A 16,091-nucleotide genomic window follows, 5' to 3' on the forward strand; every position below is an offset into this window, starting at 1 on the left:
AGCCTCCGATGCCGCGTGCGGCGACGCGCCTCGCCGGAATAAAGCAAGCAAGGACGCCAGATGCACGATCCTGCGCATTTCCTGCCGTCGTTCGTATGGCGCGCGGCGCGAGACGGGGTGATCCAGTACGCCAATCCATGGGCGTGTCGCTATCTCGGCATTCCCCTTCCCGCGCTCGTCGGGCGGCATTGGAAAGCTTTTGTCCATCCCGACGACATTCCCCCCGTTCTGGACGCGTTGCGTCAAATGCGCGACGGCACCCTGCTTCGCAATGTCGATGTACGCCTGTTGCGCAACGACGGCGTATTCCGCTGGCACACGCTGCATCTTCAGGCGCGACGCGACGAGGAAGGACAGATCGGCGACACCGTCGGCGTCGCGATCGACATTCACGAATGCCGTCACGCATGGGCGATGTACGAGGCGAGTGAACGTCGCTTGCAGGCCGCGTTCGCGGGCGCTCGCATGGGCGCGTGGGAATGGGACATGAAGACGCGCGTCGTGCGCATGACCGCGCAGCTCGCCGCGCTCTATTCTTTTCCCCCAGGAACCGAAGCGGTTCTTCTTTCGGAAGTGTGGGACCGCGTCGCGCCCGAATATCGCGAGCCGTTTCAGCACAAACTCACCGAAGCATTGCGCGACGGCGGCCCGTTCGAATTCGACTTCGTGCTTCAGGGCAATCAGGGGCAACGCCGCTGGCTGCGCATGCGCGGGCATCCCGAGTTCGACCGTCAAGGCGTGCTCACGCGCGTCTATGGCGTGAGCTTCGACATCAGCGCGCAACGCGCCGACGAGGAACGCCTGAGCCTGTCCGAGCGGCGCTATCGGGCGCTCGTCGAAACCACGGGCGCGCTCGTCTGGTCCGCCGATGCGAACGGCGAGATTCGTCCATCGGGCGGCGAATGGGAGGAGTTCACGGGCACGTCGCCGGATGTGCTGTCCGGCTGGGGCTGGCTCGATTACATCCATCCCGACGATCGCGAGCGCACGCATCAGGCATGGCTCGACGCCTTGCGCGAAGGCGCCGCGCGCACGCTCACCTTTCGCATGTACCGGCGCGACGGCGTCTATCGCATGGTGGAGGCGCATGCCGCGCCGCTCTATGACGACAAGGGCAATCTGCAGGAATGGTTCGGCACGACGACCGACGTCACGCCGCGCTATGAAGCGCAAGCCGCGATCGAAGCGCGTAGCTTGCGTCTGACGGTGGCGATGCAGGCCGCGAACATTCATATCGCATCGATCGAGCTCGCAACGTGGACGCTGTTTCTCGAAACCGGCGGCGAGCGCCAGATCACCGAAACGCTCAGCTACGAAGCCGCGCTCGCACGCGTGCATCCCGACGACAGCATTACGCTCGACCGCTACATTCGCAGCATCGCGACCGGCGCCAACCCCGACGGCCACTTCGAATTTCGCGTGCGCAACCGGCACGGCGAACAATGGATGCAGGGCAGCGCGCTGCTTCAGCGCAGCAAGGACGGCGAGCCGCTGCGCATCATCGGCAGCGTGATCGACATCACCGAACGCAAGCACATGGAGTTGATGCTGCGCGAAGCGGGACGCCGCAAGGACGAGTTCCTCGCCATGCTCGCGCATGAACTGCGCAATCCGCTCGCGCCGTTGCGCACGGCCATCGCGCTGCTGCAAAAGGACCAGGACGGCGACGCGCATCTGCGCGATCTGATCGATCTGATGCGCAGGCAGGTCGAGCATATGACGCGCATCGTCGACGACCTGCTGGAAGTGTCGCGCATCACGCAAGGACGCATCGCGCTGCAACTCGAACCGATTCTCGTCGGCACCGCGGTGTATCACGCGGTCGAGGCGATCGCGGGCATGGTCGAGTCGCGCTCGCAGAACATTCACGTCGATGTATCGGACGCGACCACATGGGTCTGCGGCGATCCCACGCGGCTCTCGCAGATCCTCGTCAACGTGCTGAACAATGCGAGCAAGTACACGCCTGAGCAAGGCCGGATCACCGTGAGCGTACAGGCCGTCGAAGAATGGGTATCGATCATCATCGCCGACACCGGCACGGGCATTTCGGCGGATCTGCTGCCGAAGGTATTCGAACTCTTCTCGCAAGGCGAGCGCACGCTCGACCGCTCGAACGGCGGTCTCGGCATCGGGCTGTCACTCGTGAAGAAACTCGTCGAGATGCATAAAGGAACGATCACCGTGCAAAGCCCCGGACCGGGCCTCGGCACGACCGTCACCGTGCGGCTGCCGCGTTTGCATCATCACGAAAGGCACTCCGCGCTCGCGCTTTCGGAGACGAGCCTGCGCGAGACGCGCGCGGCGCTGCGCATCCTCGTCGTCGACGACAACCGCGATGCCGCCGATTCGCTCGCGATGCTGTGCGAGTCCGAGGGCCATGTCGCGCGTGTCGCCTACTCGTCGTCCGAAGCGCTGGAAGCCGCGCCGCTGTTGCAGCCCGATGTGGCGCTGCTCGATATCGGCCTGCCCGATATCGACGGTTATGAGCTCGCGCGACGCCTGCGTCGCAAGGGAGACACGAAGCCCTTGCTGATCGCGATCACGGGTTATGGTCAGGCAGAAGACCGACTGCGCGCGCAATCGGCGGGCTTCGACTATCACTTCGTGAAGCCCGTGAATGTGGACAGTCTTCTAAAGTTATTGTCTTCGCTCACGGTCACGCGCTGAAGGTCCTGGCTCTACAATGGGCGTTCGATCAACGCCTTCGAGGACGTCATGACGCAACCGCCCATCAGCCGCTATCCCGTTCCCGATCCGCAAGACTGGCCCGACGACATCCGCGCGCGCATTCTCGAAGTACAGGACAAGGCGGGCTTCGTGCCGAACGTGTTCCTCACGCTCGCGCATCGGCCCGATGAGTTTCGCGCATTCTTCGCCTATCACGATGCGCTGATGCTGAAGGACGGCGGCCTGAGCAAGGGTGAACGCGAGATGATCGTCGTCGCGACGAGCGCGGTGAACGATTGCCTCTATTGCGTCGTTGCGCACGGTGCGATTCTGCGCATCTATGAAAAGAACGCGCTCGTCGCGGATCAGGTGGCGGTGAATCATCGCAAGGCGGATATCACGCCGCGTCAGAAGGCCATGCTCGATTTCGCGTTGAAGGTGTGCCGCGCGTCGGGCGCCGTCGACGATGCGGATTTCGCCGCCTTGCATGCGCATGGTTTCAGCGACGAAGATGCCTGGGATATTGCGGCGATCACGGCCTTCTTCGGCTTGTCGAATCGCATGGCGAACGTCATGTCGATGCGGCCCAACGACGAGTTCTTCCTCATGGGGCGTGTGCCGAAGGAGCCGAAGTAAGCACCCATGCGCCTGCCTCCGCTGAAATCCATCATCGCGTTCGAAAGCGTCGCGCGCACGAAGAGCGTGAACCGCGCCGCCGACGAACTCGGCCTCACGCCCTCGGCCGTGAGTCATCAACTGGCGAATCTGGAAAGCATCGTCGGCCGGCCCTTGTTCACGCGACTGGGCCGCGGCCTCGTTCTCACGCCCACGGGCACGCAATATCTTTCCGATGTCACCGGGGCGCTCGCCGAACTGAATCGCGCGACCGAGCGCGCGTCGAGCGAGACCTCCGTCGAGATCCTGCGCATTCATTCGAGTCCGAGCTTCGGGCTGATGTGGCTATTGCCGCGTCTCGCCGCCTTCCAGGAAGCCAATGGCGACATCCAGATGAACCTCGCGTGCTCGTATGAAGACGTGTCGTTCACATCCGGCTATTACGACATCGCCGTGCGTCACGGCTATGCGCACTGGACCGATATCGAAGTGAAGACGCTGCGGCACGAAACCATCGCGCCGCTCGCTTCGCGCGCGTATCTGGAGCGCTTTCCCGTCGCTTCTCCAGACGACTTGCTCGATCGGCGTCTGATTCTCTCCGAATCGCCGCTCGTTCAATGGCAGCAGTGGTTCGGCAAGTTCGGCGTCGCGGTGAAGCGCAAGGCGTTCGACTTTTCATTCGATCGCTCGTACATGTCGCTCGAAGCGGCGGCGCTCGGCCACGGCATCGCGCTGGAAAGCACGATGCTCGCATCGCGGCATCTGGAGCGCGGCTCGCTCGTCCCCGTGTTCGGCAAGGAGTACGCGGTCGAAGTCGGGGCGCATCATCTGGTATACCCGAGTCAGAACGCCGGCTTGCCGCGCGTCGCCAAGTTTCTCGCCTGGATGGACGAGCAAATCGAGCGTCGCGCCGATACCTGAAAATTTCTCAGCAATAGTTGAGCCAAAGTGCGTTGATCGTCAGGTCAAAGGCGAAGAAACTGCGCCTACACCAGACAATCAACGGAGACAACGATGTTGCTCGAGAACCAGGTAGTGATCGTCACGGGCGCGGCTTCGGCGCGCGGCATCGGCAAAGCGACGGCGAAGGCGCTCGCGGCGCAGGGCGCGCGCATCGTCGTGCTGGACCTCAACGAAGCCGACGCACGGAGCGCGGCCGACGATCTCGGCGAAGGCCATCTCGGTCTCGCCTGCGATGTCACCGACAAAGCTGCATGCATCGCCGCCGCCGACGCGACCATCGAGAAATACGGACGCATCGACGCGCTCATCAACAACGCGGGCATCACGCAGCCGATCAAGACGCTGGAGATCGGCGCGGATAACTTCGATGCCGTCATCGATGTCAATCTGCGCGGCACGCTCCATATGTCGCAGGCCGTCATTCCGCAGATGAAAAAGCAGAAGAGCGGCAGCATCGTGTGCATGTCGTCGGTATCGGCGCAGCGCGGCGGCGGCATCTTCGGCGGGCCGCATTACAGCGCGGCGAAGGCCGGCGTGCTGGGTCTCGCGAAGGCGATGGCGCGCGAGTTCGGCGCCGACGGCATACGCGTGAATTCGATCACGCCGGGCCTGATTCAAACCGATATCACCGGCGGCAAGCTCACGCCCGAGATGCGCGCGGACATCATCAAGGGCATTCCGCTCGGACGGCTCGGCGATGCCGCGGATATCGCCAATGCATGCCTGTTCCTCACCAGCGATCTTTCGTCTTACCTCACTGGCGTCACGCTCGATGTCAACGGCGGTATGTTGATCCATTGATCGCACGCACGGACGCACCTGGTTACCGGGGCGTCGAACATGGATGGAGACACACATGAAATCAAAGTTATCCGCAGCCGCGGTCAGCGCCGAATTCGCATCGCCCGACGATGCAGGCAGTTTCGAAGCCAAGACCTACGCGAAGGTCGGACGCCGCCTGATTCCGTTTCTGATGCTGTGCTATCTCGGCGCGTATCTCGATCGCGTCAACGTCGGCTTCGCCAAGCTGCAGATGCTCAACGATCTGCGCTTCAGCGAAACCATCTACGGCATCGGCGCGGGCATCTTCTTTCTCGGCTACTTCCTGTTCGAAGTGCCCAGCAACATCATTCTGCATAAAGTGGGCGCGCGCAACTGGCTCGCGCGCATCATGCTGACGTGGGCCGTGATTTCCGCGAGCTTCGTGTTCGTGAAGTCGCCGACGATCTTCTATGTCCTGCGCTTTCTGCTCGGCGTCGCCGAAGCGGGCTTCGCGCCGGGCGTGATTCTCTATCTGACGTACTGGTTCCCCGCCGCGCGCCGCGCCAAGGCGCTCTCGCTCTTCTTCATGGCGATTCCGCTCGCGGGCATCGTCGGCGGTCCGCTGTCGGGCTACATCATGCATGCGTTCCAAGGCGTTCACGGCCTCGCCGGATGGAAGTGGCTCTTCATGCTCGAAGCGCTGCCCTCGCTCTTCCTCGGCATTGCGATCCTCTTCTATCTCGACAACGGCATTGCCGGCGCGAAATGGCTCACCGACGAAGAGAAGGCACTGCTCAGGCGCAATGTCGAAAAGGACAACGCGCAGACCGTCAGGCATGTGTCGATCCGCGCGTTCATCGGCGATCGCCGTTTGTGGCTGATGGCTGCGATCTACTTCTGCGTCGTGCTGGGTCAATACGGACTCACGTTCTGGCTGCCGACGATCGTGCGCCGCACCGGTGTGGCGGACCCGCTGTGGGTCGGCATTCTCACCGCGATTCCGTATCTCTGCGCCATCGTCGCGCTGCCGCTGATCGGCGCGAGTGCCGACAAGCGCCGCGAGCGCCGCCTGCATCTCGCGATTCCGATGCTCGTATCCGCAGCGGGCTTCGCCACCTTGCCGATGCTCGGCAGCGTGGGGGCATCGATCGTCTGCGTGAGCATCGCGGCGGCAGGCATTCTCGCATCGTCGTCGCAATTCTGGTCGCTGCCTACGGCCGTGCTCGGCGGCATGTCGGCGGCGGCGGGCATCGCCGCGGTCAACTGCTTCGCGAATCTCGCGGGCTTCTTCTCGCCGGCGATCGTCGGCTGGCTCAACGACTTCACGGGCAAATCGACCGCGGGTCTGATCTTCATTTCGGTGGCCATCGTGATCGGTGCGGTGCTCGTGTTCTTCGTGCCCGCCAAGACGGTCAACCGCTGATTCCAGTTCACTCAAGGAGACAACGCATGAGTACTCCCGTCATCGAGGAGGTGACGCTCGCCGAGCGCGCCTATCGTATCCGCCGCAACGCCCTGCTGATGGGCGAGGTCCAGGGCCAGGGCTATATCGGTCAGGCGCTCGACATCGCCGATGTGCTGGCCGTCGCCTACTTCGGCGCGATGAACTACCGCCCCGACGATCCGGAATGGGAAGGCCGCGACCGCTTCCTGCTCTCCAACGGTCACTATGCGATCGCGCTGTACGCCGCGCTGTTCGAAGCGGGCATCCTGCCGCAAGAGGAACTCGAAACCTACGGCAGCGACGACAGCCGTTTGCCGATGTCCGGCATGGCGAGCTATACGCCCGGCATGGAAATGTCGGGCGGCTCGCTAGGGCAAGGTCTCACGATCGCGGTAGGCCGTTGTCTCGGCCTGAAGCGCAAGGGCTCGAAGTCCTTCGTCTATACGCTCTTCTCCGATGGCGAGCTCGACGAAGGCTCGATCTGGGAAGGGCTCATGTCGGCGGCGCACTGGAAGCTCGACAACCTCATCGCGATGGTCGATGTGAACAATCAGCAAGCCGACGGCCCGTCGACGCAGATCATGGCCTTCGAGCCGCTCGTCGACAAGCTCGAAGCATTCGGATGGTACGTGCAGCGCGTGGACGGCAACGATATCGACGCCGTAAAGCAGGCCTTCGACAACGCGCGCAATCTGAAGAACGCGAAGCCGCGCATCATCGTGTGCGATACGAAGATGGGCTGCGGCGTGCCCTTCCTCGAACAGCGCGAGAAAAACCATTTCATCCGCGTCGATGCCCATGAATGGCAACTGGCGCTCGAAGCACTCGAAGCAGGGAGACAAGCATGAGCACCCGCCTGAAAACGTCGGCGATGATCGCGTCGATTGCCAGCGAAGGACAGGTCACGCGTTCCGCGCCCTTCGGCCACGCACTCGTGGAAGAGGCGCGCGCGAAGACGAACATCATCGGCATGACGGCCGACCTCGGCAAGTACACGGACCTGCATGTCTTCGCGAAGGAGTTTCCCGAACGCTACTATCAGATGGGCATGGCCGAGCAATTGCTGATGGGCGCGGCGGCGGGCTTCGCACACGAAGGCGCGCAGCCGTTCGTCACGACCTATGCGGTGTTCGCGACACGCCGCGCATACGACTTCATCCATCAGACGATCGCTGAAGACAATCTCGACGTGAAGATCGTCGCGGCGTTGCCGGGACTGACGACCGGCTACGGCCCGAGCCATCAGGCGGCGGAAGATCTCGCGCTGATGCGCGCGATGCCCAACATGACCGTGATCGATCCGTGCGACGCGCTCGATATCGAACAGATGGTGCCGGCCATCGCCGCGCACAAGGGCCCGGTGTATGCGCGTCTGTTGCGCGGCAACGTGCCCGCCGTGCTCGACGAATACGGCTACCGGTTCGAGCTGGGCAAAGCGAAGCTTCTGCGCGACGGCCGCGACGTGCTCATCATCTCGTCGGGCATTCTGACGATGCGCGCGCTCGAAACCGCCAGCGCCTTGCAGGCCGATAGCGTCGATGTCGCCGTGCTGCACGTCCCGACGATCAAGCCGCTCGATACGGAGACGATCGTCCGTGAAGCGAAGCGTTCGGGGCGTCTCGTGGTGGTGGCCGAAAATCATACGGTGATCGGCGGACTCAGCGAAGCGGTGGCAACGGCGCTGCTCTCCGCCGGCGTCGCGCCAACGTATCGTCAGATCGCGCTGCCCGATGCGTTTCTCGATGCGGGCGCGCTGCCGACGCTGCATGACCGCTACGGCATTTCGACGAACGTGATGTCGAGCACGATCAAAGGCTGGCTCGCGTAACACGCCTTTCGCCGCGCGGTTCGATGAATTGCGCGGCGCTTCAAGCCTTCTTCTTGCGCCCGCCCTTCTTCGCGCCCGCCGCCTCCTTTGCGACGATCACGCCCGGCCCGTTCAGCGCTTCCATCCACGAAAGTGCATCGGCATAGGCGAGGAATTGCTGGAAATAACCCGGCGACACTTCGCGCATGAGCGACAGCGAACGATGCACGAGACTGCTCGAATTGAGCGGCCCTGCGTTCTTCGGCACTTGAGCGAGGGAATCGCGCAATTGCTTTTCCGCGCTGACTTTCGACCACACCGCGCGAAAGTAGTCGAGCAATTCCGCATGCGATGTCTCGTGCGTCGACGACGCCTTCGCGATATCGTCGACCAGCCTCGCGAGCGGCCCGTGTTGGTCGGCTTCATGGTTCGCTGCGTCGGGCGATGCGGCGCGCTCGATATCGCGGCGATAGGCATCGAGCAGTTGCGCAACGCGTTCATCGAGCATGCGGCGCGCTTCGCCTTCATACGCGGCCGCGCGTCGGTCCAGCGCATCGATGAGATGAAAGCGCACGGGGTTCACGCGATCGTCGCCGCTCGCGCGCCATGCGTCGAGCATCGCGCGTGCCGGCGTCGCGCTAGTCATGGGCCTTCGCCGCGCCATCGGATTGACGCGGCACAGCGGAAATTTCCACGCGACGATTCTTCGCGCGTCCGACTTCATCGGCGTTGGAGCTCACCGGCTGCTCCGAGCCGAACGCGGCCGCGAACACCGAAGAGGACGGCACGCCCGCATCGATCAGCGCGCGCATGACGGTCAATGCGCGTTTTGCCGACAGCTCCCAGTTGTCCGCGAAGCGCCGGTTGCCTTCGTGCACTTGTTGATCGTCGGCGAAACCGCTCACCATGAGGATTTCCTCATGCGCGCGCAGATACGTGGCGAGCGGCCCGGCCAGGCTCTTCAGCACGTCGCGGCCTTGCGGCTGCAACTGATCGGAGTTGAGCGCGAAGAGCACATTGCCGCTGATGCCGATGCGCCCGTTGACGAGCGTCACGCGGCCGGACGCGAGCGGCCCCGCGAGCGCCTGTTCCAGTGTCTTGCGCCGCTGCGTCTCTTCCTGCCGATGCTTCACCTCTTCGTCGAGCTTGTTCTCGAGCTGCAACTGCACGCCGATCACGCCGACGAGTATCAGCACGAACGCGCCCAGCAGCACCGACATCAGATCGGCGAACGCGGCCCAGATCGGCGCGGCGTGTTCCGCGCCGCCGTCGATTTCCTCGTTCATGCCGCCCGCGCTCCGGCCACGCGTTGTCCCGCGATATGCTGCAAGTCCTCGACGATCTGCTTCTGCGACATCATGCTCAGATCGATGACTTCCTTCGCCTGCGCGACGTAGTACGCGAGTTGCTCGTCGCTGCGTGCGAGCGACTTGTCGAGCGCGCTTTCGATGCGTTCGAGATGCGCGACGAGCTTGTCGTTCGATTCGCCGAAGGACTGCACGGCCGCGCCGAACGCATCCGAGAGGCTCGCCATTTCGACGGCGCTCGTCGTCACTTGCGCGGCCATCGAGCCGAGCTTGCCGGCGTGCGTTTCGACCGTCCCGGTGAACTGCGTGCCGACGCGTTCCAGCAGCGTCGCCGAGGTATCGACCAGCGCGTCGATCGCCGCGCGTTGTTCGTTCGATGCGAGATTGACCGCATCGAGCAGTGTCTCGACCGTGGCGAGCAGGCGGCTGCGCTCATCGAGCATCGCGGTATCGCGCACCATCGACTCGGAAAGCTTCTGACGCATTTCCGCGACGACTTCGGCGGCGGCCTTCGGCGCTTCCGAGGCGGCCGCGACAAGCCGCTCGATCTCCGCGATGGTCGCGCTCGCGTGGGTCTGCGATTGCGTCGACATGTCGCGCGCGGTTTGCGCGAGCGCATCGCAGATGTCCTTCTGACGATTCGCGGCGACCTCGCTCGTTTCCTGCCATTGCTCGCGCAACGAGCCGGCCATCGTGTCGAGCGCGCCGCTCCATGCCGCGAGACGCTCTTCGCCGCGCTGCGCGAGTTCGGCGCGCAGGTCCGCATGCGACCGGTCGACCGATTGCACGAGCGCTGCCGCATGCCCCTCGAAACTGGCCGCGGCGGCCGTCAACGCGTTCTGATTCTGCGCGGCGGTTTGTTCGTTGGCGCGCGCCTGCTGTGCGAGCGCGTCGCTCCATGTTTGCGCCATGTTGCCCGTCGCGGTTTCGAGGCGCGCGGCAACATCGCCGATCAGGCCGGACGAACGAGAATCGAAAGTCTGCGCGAAACGTTCCAGCGATGCATCCATGCGCGCGACCAGCGCATCGCTGGATTGCTCGTGTTTCGCGACCGACGACTGCAGCCCGCCCGACACGCGATCCATTTGCACGGACACGCCTTCGACGAGCGCCGTCGCGCGCTGATCGAACGCTTGCGCGAAGCGATCGAGCGATGCGCCCATCTCGCCGACGAGCGCTGCGTTCGACTGCGCGTGTCTGGAGAGCGACGCGTTCCAGATCTCCGCGACCTTCGCCGACGATGCCTCGAAGCCGCTCGACAAGCCGTCCAGCTGACGCGCCACCGCTTGCTCGACATTGCCGTGCAACGCGGTGACTTCGCGGGCGATGCCGTCCATCGTCGCCTGCATGACGGGTTGCAACGCGGCGCTGGCGGCGCGCGCGCTGTCGGCGACGCTTTGCTTCAACGACAATTCGACCGATGTCGCCAGCCGCCGATACGACGTCTCCGCTTTCGCATGAAACGCATCCTGACTCGCGATCTGACGCTCGCTCGCGGCGAGGCTCTGCTGCTCGATCGCGATGGTCATCGACTGAAGACGATCGACGAGCTTCGGCATCAATTCGGTCTGAAGCTGGAGCAGCTTGAACGTTTCCTCGCGCTGATGCGCCTGAGTGAAGACGCGCAGCGTCGTCGCGATCTTGATGTCGAGTTGCTGCGTGACATGCAGACGTTCGCGACGGCACAGCGCCGACAGGAGGCCGAGCATCGCGGAGGTCGCGACACCCGCGATCGACGTGCCGAACGCGAAACCGAGACCCGTCACCGGCGCGGCGAGCGATGCGCGTATCGCCGTGAGATCCGATGCGCTCTGCAGCGCCGTGCCCGTGCCGCGCAGCGTCGCGACCATGCCGAGCAGCGTGCCGAGCATGCCGAGCAGCACGAGCAAGCCGACGAGATACGGCGCGAGCACCGGACCCGGCAGCGCCGCGCGTTCGCCTTCGACACGCAGACGCACCGCATTGCGCAGGCTCGGATGCAGACTGTCGAGCCACACGACGAGACTGCGCGGCGCAGTCGCGAGTTGCTGGACGGCGTGTTCGAGCGAGCCGGTGATCTGGTGATAGCGGCGCAATTCGGCCGCGCCGGCGAGATAGCATCCGGCGATCACGAGCGTGACGGCGAACGCGATCGCATTCGATGCGATATACGCAATGCCGATGCCGAGGACCGCGGCAAGGCCAGTCGAGAAAACAGCGATGTGCAAAAGATTTCGGGGCATAGCGAGCCAGTTAGCGGGGGCGAAGAGCCGCGAGCAAGCCTTCGATCGGTTGAAAACGAACGTCCAGTTCGGCGAGCAACACGCTTTGCAGATCCTTGCGAAACACCTCGAGCCACGCATCGGACGCCGCTGTCTCGGCAGAAGCACGCGCGCTTTTCAGGCGCTCGAAGTGCTTGCCGAGCAATGCGGGCACGTTGGCGAGCAGACTGCGCTCGCGCGCGCTCAGCGCCTGTTCCATGACGGCATCGACGACGGCGAGACGCGCCATGTCCGGCGATCTCGTCGCGAGCAGCGATCTCAAACGCGTGCGCAACGCGCCGATATCGGATTCCATCGCCTGCTGCAAGGACACATAGCGCTGGCGATAGTCCGCGTAGTCGGCCGGCGAATCGTCTGGCGACGGCTGCGCGGGCGCGCGATGCCTGCGGCGCGCGGCGGCCTCCTCGCGTGCGAATGCGCCCGCGAGCGAGGCCCGCACGCGCGCGCACTCTTCCTCCACGTCGCGGGGCGCGGATCGCGCGCCTGATACGGCGGCGGGATCGGTGGCGAGCGCGGTGGACAGCGCGATCGCATCGGTCCAGCCGAGCCACTGGCTCAGGCGGTCCGCGAGCGATTGAGCGGGTTCGTGAACGTCGAGATCGGCAAAATGTGCCAGCAGGCGAACGAGCGCCGGGCCGCTGAATGCCGTGCGCTTCATGCCTTGCACAGGATCACCGGGGGCAAAAGGACGCTATTTTACCCGTGCGCGCGAAATCGACGCTCCGTTTCGCGTCGAGTCGCGCCAATGGGCCTGCAAACGCCGCCTCAGGGCGCCTTCGCCGGCATGAACGCGAACGGCTGCGTCGCGACGAAACTTCCCGCCGTCTCGCCCGAGAAGACCTGCCCCGCGTCGATGGTCAGCTTCATCACCGGCGCGCCCGGATTCAGATTGAGCTTCTTCAGCGACACCCAGAACGTATCGGGCCGCGTCGCCGAATCAAAGTAGTAGATCATGTTCTGCTGATCCGATACCGTGCGCCATATCGTCGACGAGAGATTGGGCTGCTCCGGCGTGCTGATGCCGAGCGGCACGCTCACCGAACGCATCAGGCTCATGACGCTCGCCACCGCCTGATACGCATACGACTGCTGCGGCACGCCCGCCATGTAGTCCGGGTCGGCCTGCTTCGGAATGGCGTCGAGCAGGAACGACGTGCGCACGAAGCGATCCGCCGCGCGGTTCGTGCCCGGCAGAAAGCCGAGTCCCCCGACGCTCTTCCAGTAGGTGTCGATGGCGAGTTGTTCGTCGTAGATCGGCGAATTCGTCATCACCTTGTACTTCTTGCCCTGATGGATGATGAGCTTGCCGTTGATGTACTCGAAGATCGCCGAATCGCCGCGCGCATCGGAAAGCGACAGATGAATCGTCAGCGGTTTGCCGTTGGGCAGCGGCGGCGCGATGATCTGGAACGGCTCGCGCGAAAGCACATAGACGGCTTGCCCGACCGTCGCGAAGTTATCGAGCGCGTATTGCGCCCACAGGCTGATCGACATCGGATCGCGCTTCGGATCCGGCTTGCCGTAATCGGTCTCCGCGAGATAAAGCGCGTTGGCGACGAGGCCGCGCTCGTTCATCCCGTCCACGGTGCCGATTTCATAACCCGACACCACCACGCTGCCGTACTTCGATTTCCACTTGATCGAACGCGGCCCCGCATTGCCATCGCGTTCGATGCCCGCCGGCATCACCCATAGATTCGAGCGCATGTCCTCGGACCAGTCCATCGAACGGCCCGTTATCACGAGGCCTTTGTCGCCGACATACAGTGCGCGCGTGCAGGCAAGCGCGAGCGACGTGGACAGCAATGCGAGCGCGACGAGGCACGCGAGCTTTCGAGTCAGACGGGTCATGGCCGTGTTCCCTTTAGTCGATGGTCGAAGATTCGGTCGCGCGCGGGCATGTCGCGCGTGACGGGCGCTTCGACGAAGACGCGCCGCGCCGCCGCGATCACCAGCGACACCCAGAGCACGGGCATCAGCATGCGTTGCAGCCGGTTGATGCGCAAGCGCACGCCGCCCGGCGCGGGCTTTTCTCCGGCGCCTGAGCCATTTCCTGAAAGAACGGCACGCGCACCGGCGATGTCCGAGGGAAGCAGATCGGGCGTGAACTGGATGCGCTTCATCGTGACGGCGAGGCGTGCGGAGATGGCCTCCACGGTGCGCGTTTTCGCGACGCCGGGCAGGCTTTCGAGCAACACGTGGCCATCGGCGAGCAGCGCGATCAGAATCTGCCGCACGACGGCCTGCTGCCCCACGACCGCTTGCCGGATGCTCGCTTCGAACCGCCGGATGGTATCGCGCATGACTGGCTCGTTCCCGATGGTTGTCTCACCTGACGTTGCGCCGCATGGCGCCACGAGCGCCCGAACCACAAGTTACTGGACCGGGGCGCTTTCGTCAAAGCATCGCATTGCTGCATTTTCTGCAACTTGATGGGCCGCCGTGTCCGATATGTTCCATGCGCCCGAGGCTCTGCGCGGCTTCGCGACAGTGCCTTGGAAAAAGATTGAATTCGAGTATGTGTTCGTATATTGGTGGCCCGAATGGAGTGGGTGGGGGTCGGTGCGATGACCGGGGCGCACGCGCAGTAGCGCACATGGCGGACAGATCGACGAACCAGGAGCAGGACACGACCGCACGTGGTTCGCGAATGCGTCGCATCGCGCGATGGGCCGCGCTGCTGCGCTTGTGCCCCGCGCTCGTGGGCTATGGCTTGAGCTGGGCGATGACCGAGCGAACGAAGCCGCAGATCCGCATCGTGCTCGGCGACGGCGTGCACGGCCCGCAAGGCATGGCATGGGTGCCCGGCGGCGGCTCCTGATGGGCAGCGACAGCAAGCTCGCACAGGCGAACGAGCGTCCCGCGCACAAGGTGCGCGTCCATGGCTACTGGATGGACGAACATCACATGAGCCATGCGGAGTGTCTCAAGTTCGTCGCGGCGACGGGCTATGTCACCACCGCCGAGAAGAAGCCCGACTGGGACACGCTCAGGGTGCAACTGCCGCCGAACGCGAAACGCTGCACGCGTTCCATCGCGCGGGCCTCGATGCGTGTCGCGGCGACCGCGATGCCTGGACACGTGGCATCGGCACGGTGATGCGGGCGGATCGCGCCTCCGTACTATCGCTGGGTGATGGGCGCAGGCGATTGAGCTCAGAACACGAGCGTGGCCGTCGCCATGAAGGTCTTCGTGCTCTTCAGCCGGTTGGTGCTCGCGACCGAAGGCACCCAGCGCAGGCTCGCGGATAGCGGCGTTTTTCCGCCGAGCCTGGTCTCGTAGGTGATGATCGGGCCGATGCTGAAGTCGTGGCCGACGAAGCCGTCGAGCCGATCGGCGGTCGGGCCGGTGTCGTTGCCGAGCTGCTGCACCGTGCCCATCACGACACCCATGCCGAAACCGTTCGCGAACTTCTTCAGGCCCATCACGTCGAGCGTGAACAGCGGGGCGTTCTGATAGTTCGTCGCGGTGTTCTTCGTGTAGAACTGAAAGCCCATCACCGCGTCGAACTCGAGCCCGTACTTCGGCACGATCTTCGTATAGGCGATCTGCGGCACGAAGGTCCAGGTGTTGAGGCTCGGATTAGCGAGCGCGCCCGCTTCGTACTTGCCGGTCGGCGCCCAGATGTTGAAAGACAGCGCGATGTGATCGGTCTCCGAAAAGTGGTAGCCCGCCTCGATCGGCGTGAACAGCATGTCGTAGAGATTCGACACGCGATCGCTGGTCGTCGTGTTGAGCTGACCGACGGAAAAGCTGCCCGCCACGTTCTCCCACACATACGGCAGCGTGATGCCCGACGCGAATGCCCAGCCGCCGGCACTGCCCCACACTTTCAGCAGACTCGCGAGGGTGAGCGACAGTTCGCCATCCACGCCGAGCGAGCTTCGCCCTCCGATGGGCACCTGCCGGTCGGCGCCGATCGAGCCGTCGAGATAGACCGTCTCCAGGCCCGCGATCCACGCCGGCTCGGTCGGCACGATGCCCACGCCCGACAGCACGCTCGTTCCCGCAACGGGCCTTCCCAATGCGCCCTCCGTCGCCGACGCGCTGCCCGCGACCAGCATCGACACCACCGCGAGCATCGCGGCTTGCGCACCCCTGGAAGAGCGACGCTGTCGCGCATTCATCCGCGTTCTCATGGCCCTACCTCCGGGAGATTGCAGCCTGCATCGGTCCAGCAATATTGGAATCCCTCGGGTTTGTAAAGGCGCACGCCGCGCACGCGGCTATGATTGATGCTTCAATTTGTCGATTGCATGCGT

Annotated in this window: 15 protein-coding genes and 1 pseudogene; 9 read left to right on the plus strand and 7 right to left on the minus strand. The window is 64.1% G+C overall.

The genetic code is table 11. The features are described from left to right. Nucleotides 1–60 precede the first annotated feature (60 nt). The 7 genes from U4Y90_RS22515 (at nt 61) to U4Y90_RS22545 (ending at nt 8,282) form a co-directional block, all read left to right on the plus strand. Entirely contained in the window at nt 61–2,670 is a 2,610-nt protein-coding gene (locus tag U4Y90_RS22515) for a PAS domain-containing protein (protein WP_321797862.1), read from the plus strand. Nucleotides 2,671–2,718: 48 nt separating this feature from the next. Continuing rightward, nucleotides 2,719–3,306, plus strand: a complete 588-nt coding sequence (locus tag U4Y90_RS22520) for a peroxidase-related enzyme (protein WP_321797864.1) — start codon at nt 2,719–2,721, stop codon at nt 3,304–3,306. A 6-nt stretch (nt 3,307–3,312) separates the two neighbouring features. Continuing rightward, nucleotides 3,313–4,206 carry a LysR substrate-binding domain-containing protein gene (locus tag U4Y90_RS22525; protein ID WP_321797865.1) on the plus strand — a complete coding sequence of 298 codons (894 nt, stop codon included), beginning with the start codon at nt 3,313–3,315 and terminating at the stop codon, nt 4,204–4,206. Nucleotides 4,207–4,299: 93 nt separating this feature from the next. Beyond that, nucleotides 4,300–5,049: an SDR family NAD(P)-dependent oxidoreductase gene (locus U4Y90_RS22530; protein WP_321797866.1), complete on the plus strand. Its 750-nt coding sequence runs from the start codon at nt 4,300–4,302 to the stop codon at nt 5,047–5,049. A 55-nt stretch (nt 5,050–5,104) separates the two neighbouring features. Continuing rightward, nucleotides 5,105–6,433, plus strand: a complete 1,329-nt coding sequence (locus U4Y90_RS22535) for an MFS transporter (protein WP_321797867.1) — start codon at nt 5,105–5,107, stop codon at nt 6,431–6,433. 26 nt (nt 6,434–6,459) lie between these two features. Then, the gene (locus U4Y90_RS22540; protein WP_321797869.1) at nt 6,460–7,302 is read left to right on the plus strand and encodes a transketolase; all 843 of its coding nucleotides are present in this window, start codon (nt 6,460–6,462) and stop codon (nt 7,300–7,302) included. Then, the gene (locus U4Y90_RS22545; RefSeq protein WP_321797871.1) at nt 7,299–8,282 is read left to right on the plus strand and encodes a transketolase family protein; all 984 of its coding nucleotides are present in this window, start codon (nt 7,299–7,301) and stop codon (nt 8,280–8,282) included. The genes U4Y90_RS22540 and U4Y90_RS22545 overlap by 4 nt, the downstream gene beginning before the upstream one ends. A gap of 40 nt (nt 8,283–8,322) precedes the next feature. Here U4Y90_RS22545 and U4Y90_RS22550 read toward each other — a convergent pair whose 3' ends face one another. From U4Y90_RS22550 to U4Y90_RS22575, 6 genes and pseudogenes are all read right to left on the minus strand, one after another. Next, nucleotides 8,323–8,907: a DUF2894 domain-containing protein gene (locus U4Y90_RS22550; protein ID WP_321797873.1), complete on the minus strand. Its 585-nt coding sequence runs from the start codon at nt 8,905–8,907 to the stop codon at nt 8,323–8,325. Continuing rightward, a complete protein-coding gene (locus tag U4Y90_RS22555) occupies nt 8,900–9,547 on the minus strand; it encodes an OmpA family protein (RefSeq protein ID WP_321797874.1) in 648 nt (215 codons plus the stop codon). The genes U4Y90_RS22550 and U4Y90_RS22555 overlap by 8 nt, the downstream gene beginning before the upstream one ends. Then, the gene (locus U4Y90_RS22560) at nt 9,544–11,790 is read right to left on the minus strand and encodes a DUF802 domain-containing protein (protein ID WP_321797875.1); all 2,247 of its coding nucleotides are present in this window, start codon (nt 11,788–11,790) and stop codon (nt 9,544–9,546) included. The genes U4Y90_RS22555 and U4Y90_RS22560 overlap by 4 nt, the downstream gene beginning before the upstream one ends. 10 nt (nt 11,791–11,800) lie before the next feature. Beyond that, on the minus strand, nt 11,801–12,487 hold the full coding sequence (locus U4Y90_RS22565) for a DUF3348 domain-containing protein (protein ID WP_321797877.1): 687 nt from the start codon (nt 12,485–12,487) through the stop codon (nt 11,801–11,803). Between the two features lie 107 nt (nt 12,488–12,594). After that, the gene (locus U4Y90_RS22570; protein ID WP_321797879.1) at nt 12,595–13,680 is read right to left on the minus strand and encodes a linear amide C-N hydrolase; all 1,086 of its coding nucleotides are present in this window, start codon (nt 13,678–13,680) and stop codon (nt 12,595–12,597) included. Between the two features lie 218 nt (nt 13,681–13,898). Continuing rightward, nucleotides 13,899–14,132: pseudogene (locus tag U4Y90_RS22575) on the minus strand (AAA family ATPase); the annotation flags it as partial. Nucleotides 14,133–14,425: 293 nt separating this feature from the next. Between U4Y90_RS22575 and U4Y90_RS36185 the strand changes: the two are divergent. Both U4Y90_RS36185 and U4Y90_RS22580 read left to right on the plus strand, forming a co-directional pair. Further along, nucleotides 14,426–14,650, plus strand: coding sequence for a hypothetical protein (locus U4Y90_RS36185; RefSeq protein ID WP_415749400.1), 225 nt, complete (start codon nt 14,426–14,428; stop codon nt 14,648–14,650). Further along, nucleotides 14,650–14,928, plus strand: coding sequence for an SUMF1/EgtB/PvdO family nonheme iron enzyme (locus U4Y90_RS22580; RefSeq protein WP_415749401.1), 279 nt, complete (start codon nt 14,650–14,652; stop codon nt 14,926–14,928). Before U4Y90_RS36185 ends, U4Y90_RS22580 begins: the two co-directional genes overlap by 1 nt. A 56-nt stretch (nt 14,929–14,984) precedes the next feature. Here U4Y90_RS22580 and U4Y90_RS22585 read toward each other — a convergent pair whose 3' ends face one another. Further along, nucleotides 14,985–15,911, minus strand: coding sequence for a transporter (locus U4Y90_RS22585; protein WP_321797986.1), 927 nt, complete (start codon nt 15,909–15,911; stop codon nt 14,985–14,987). Between the last annotated feature and the right edge of the window lie 180 nt (nt 15,912–16,091).

The organism is Caballeronia sp. J97, assembly GCF_905220305.1.
Lineage (GTDB): Bacteria > Pseudomonadota > Gammaproteobacteria > Burkholderiales > Burkholderiaceae > Caballeronia.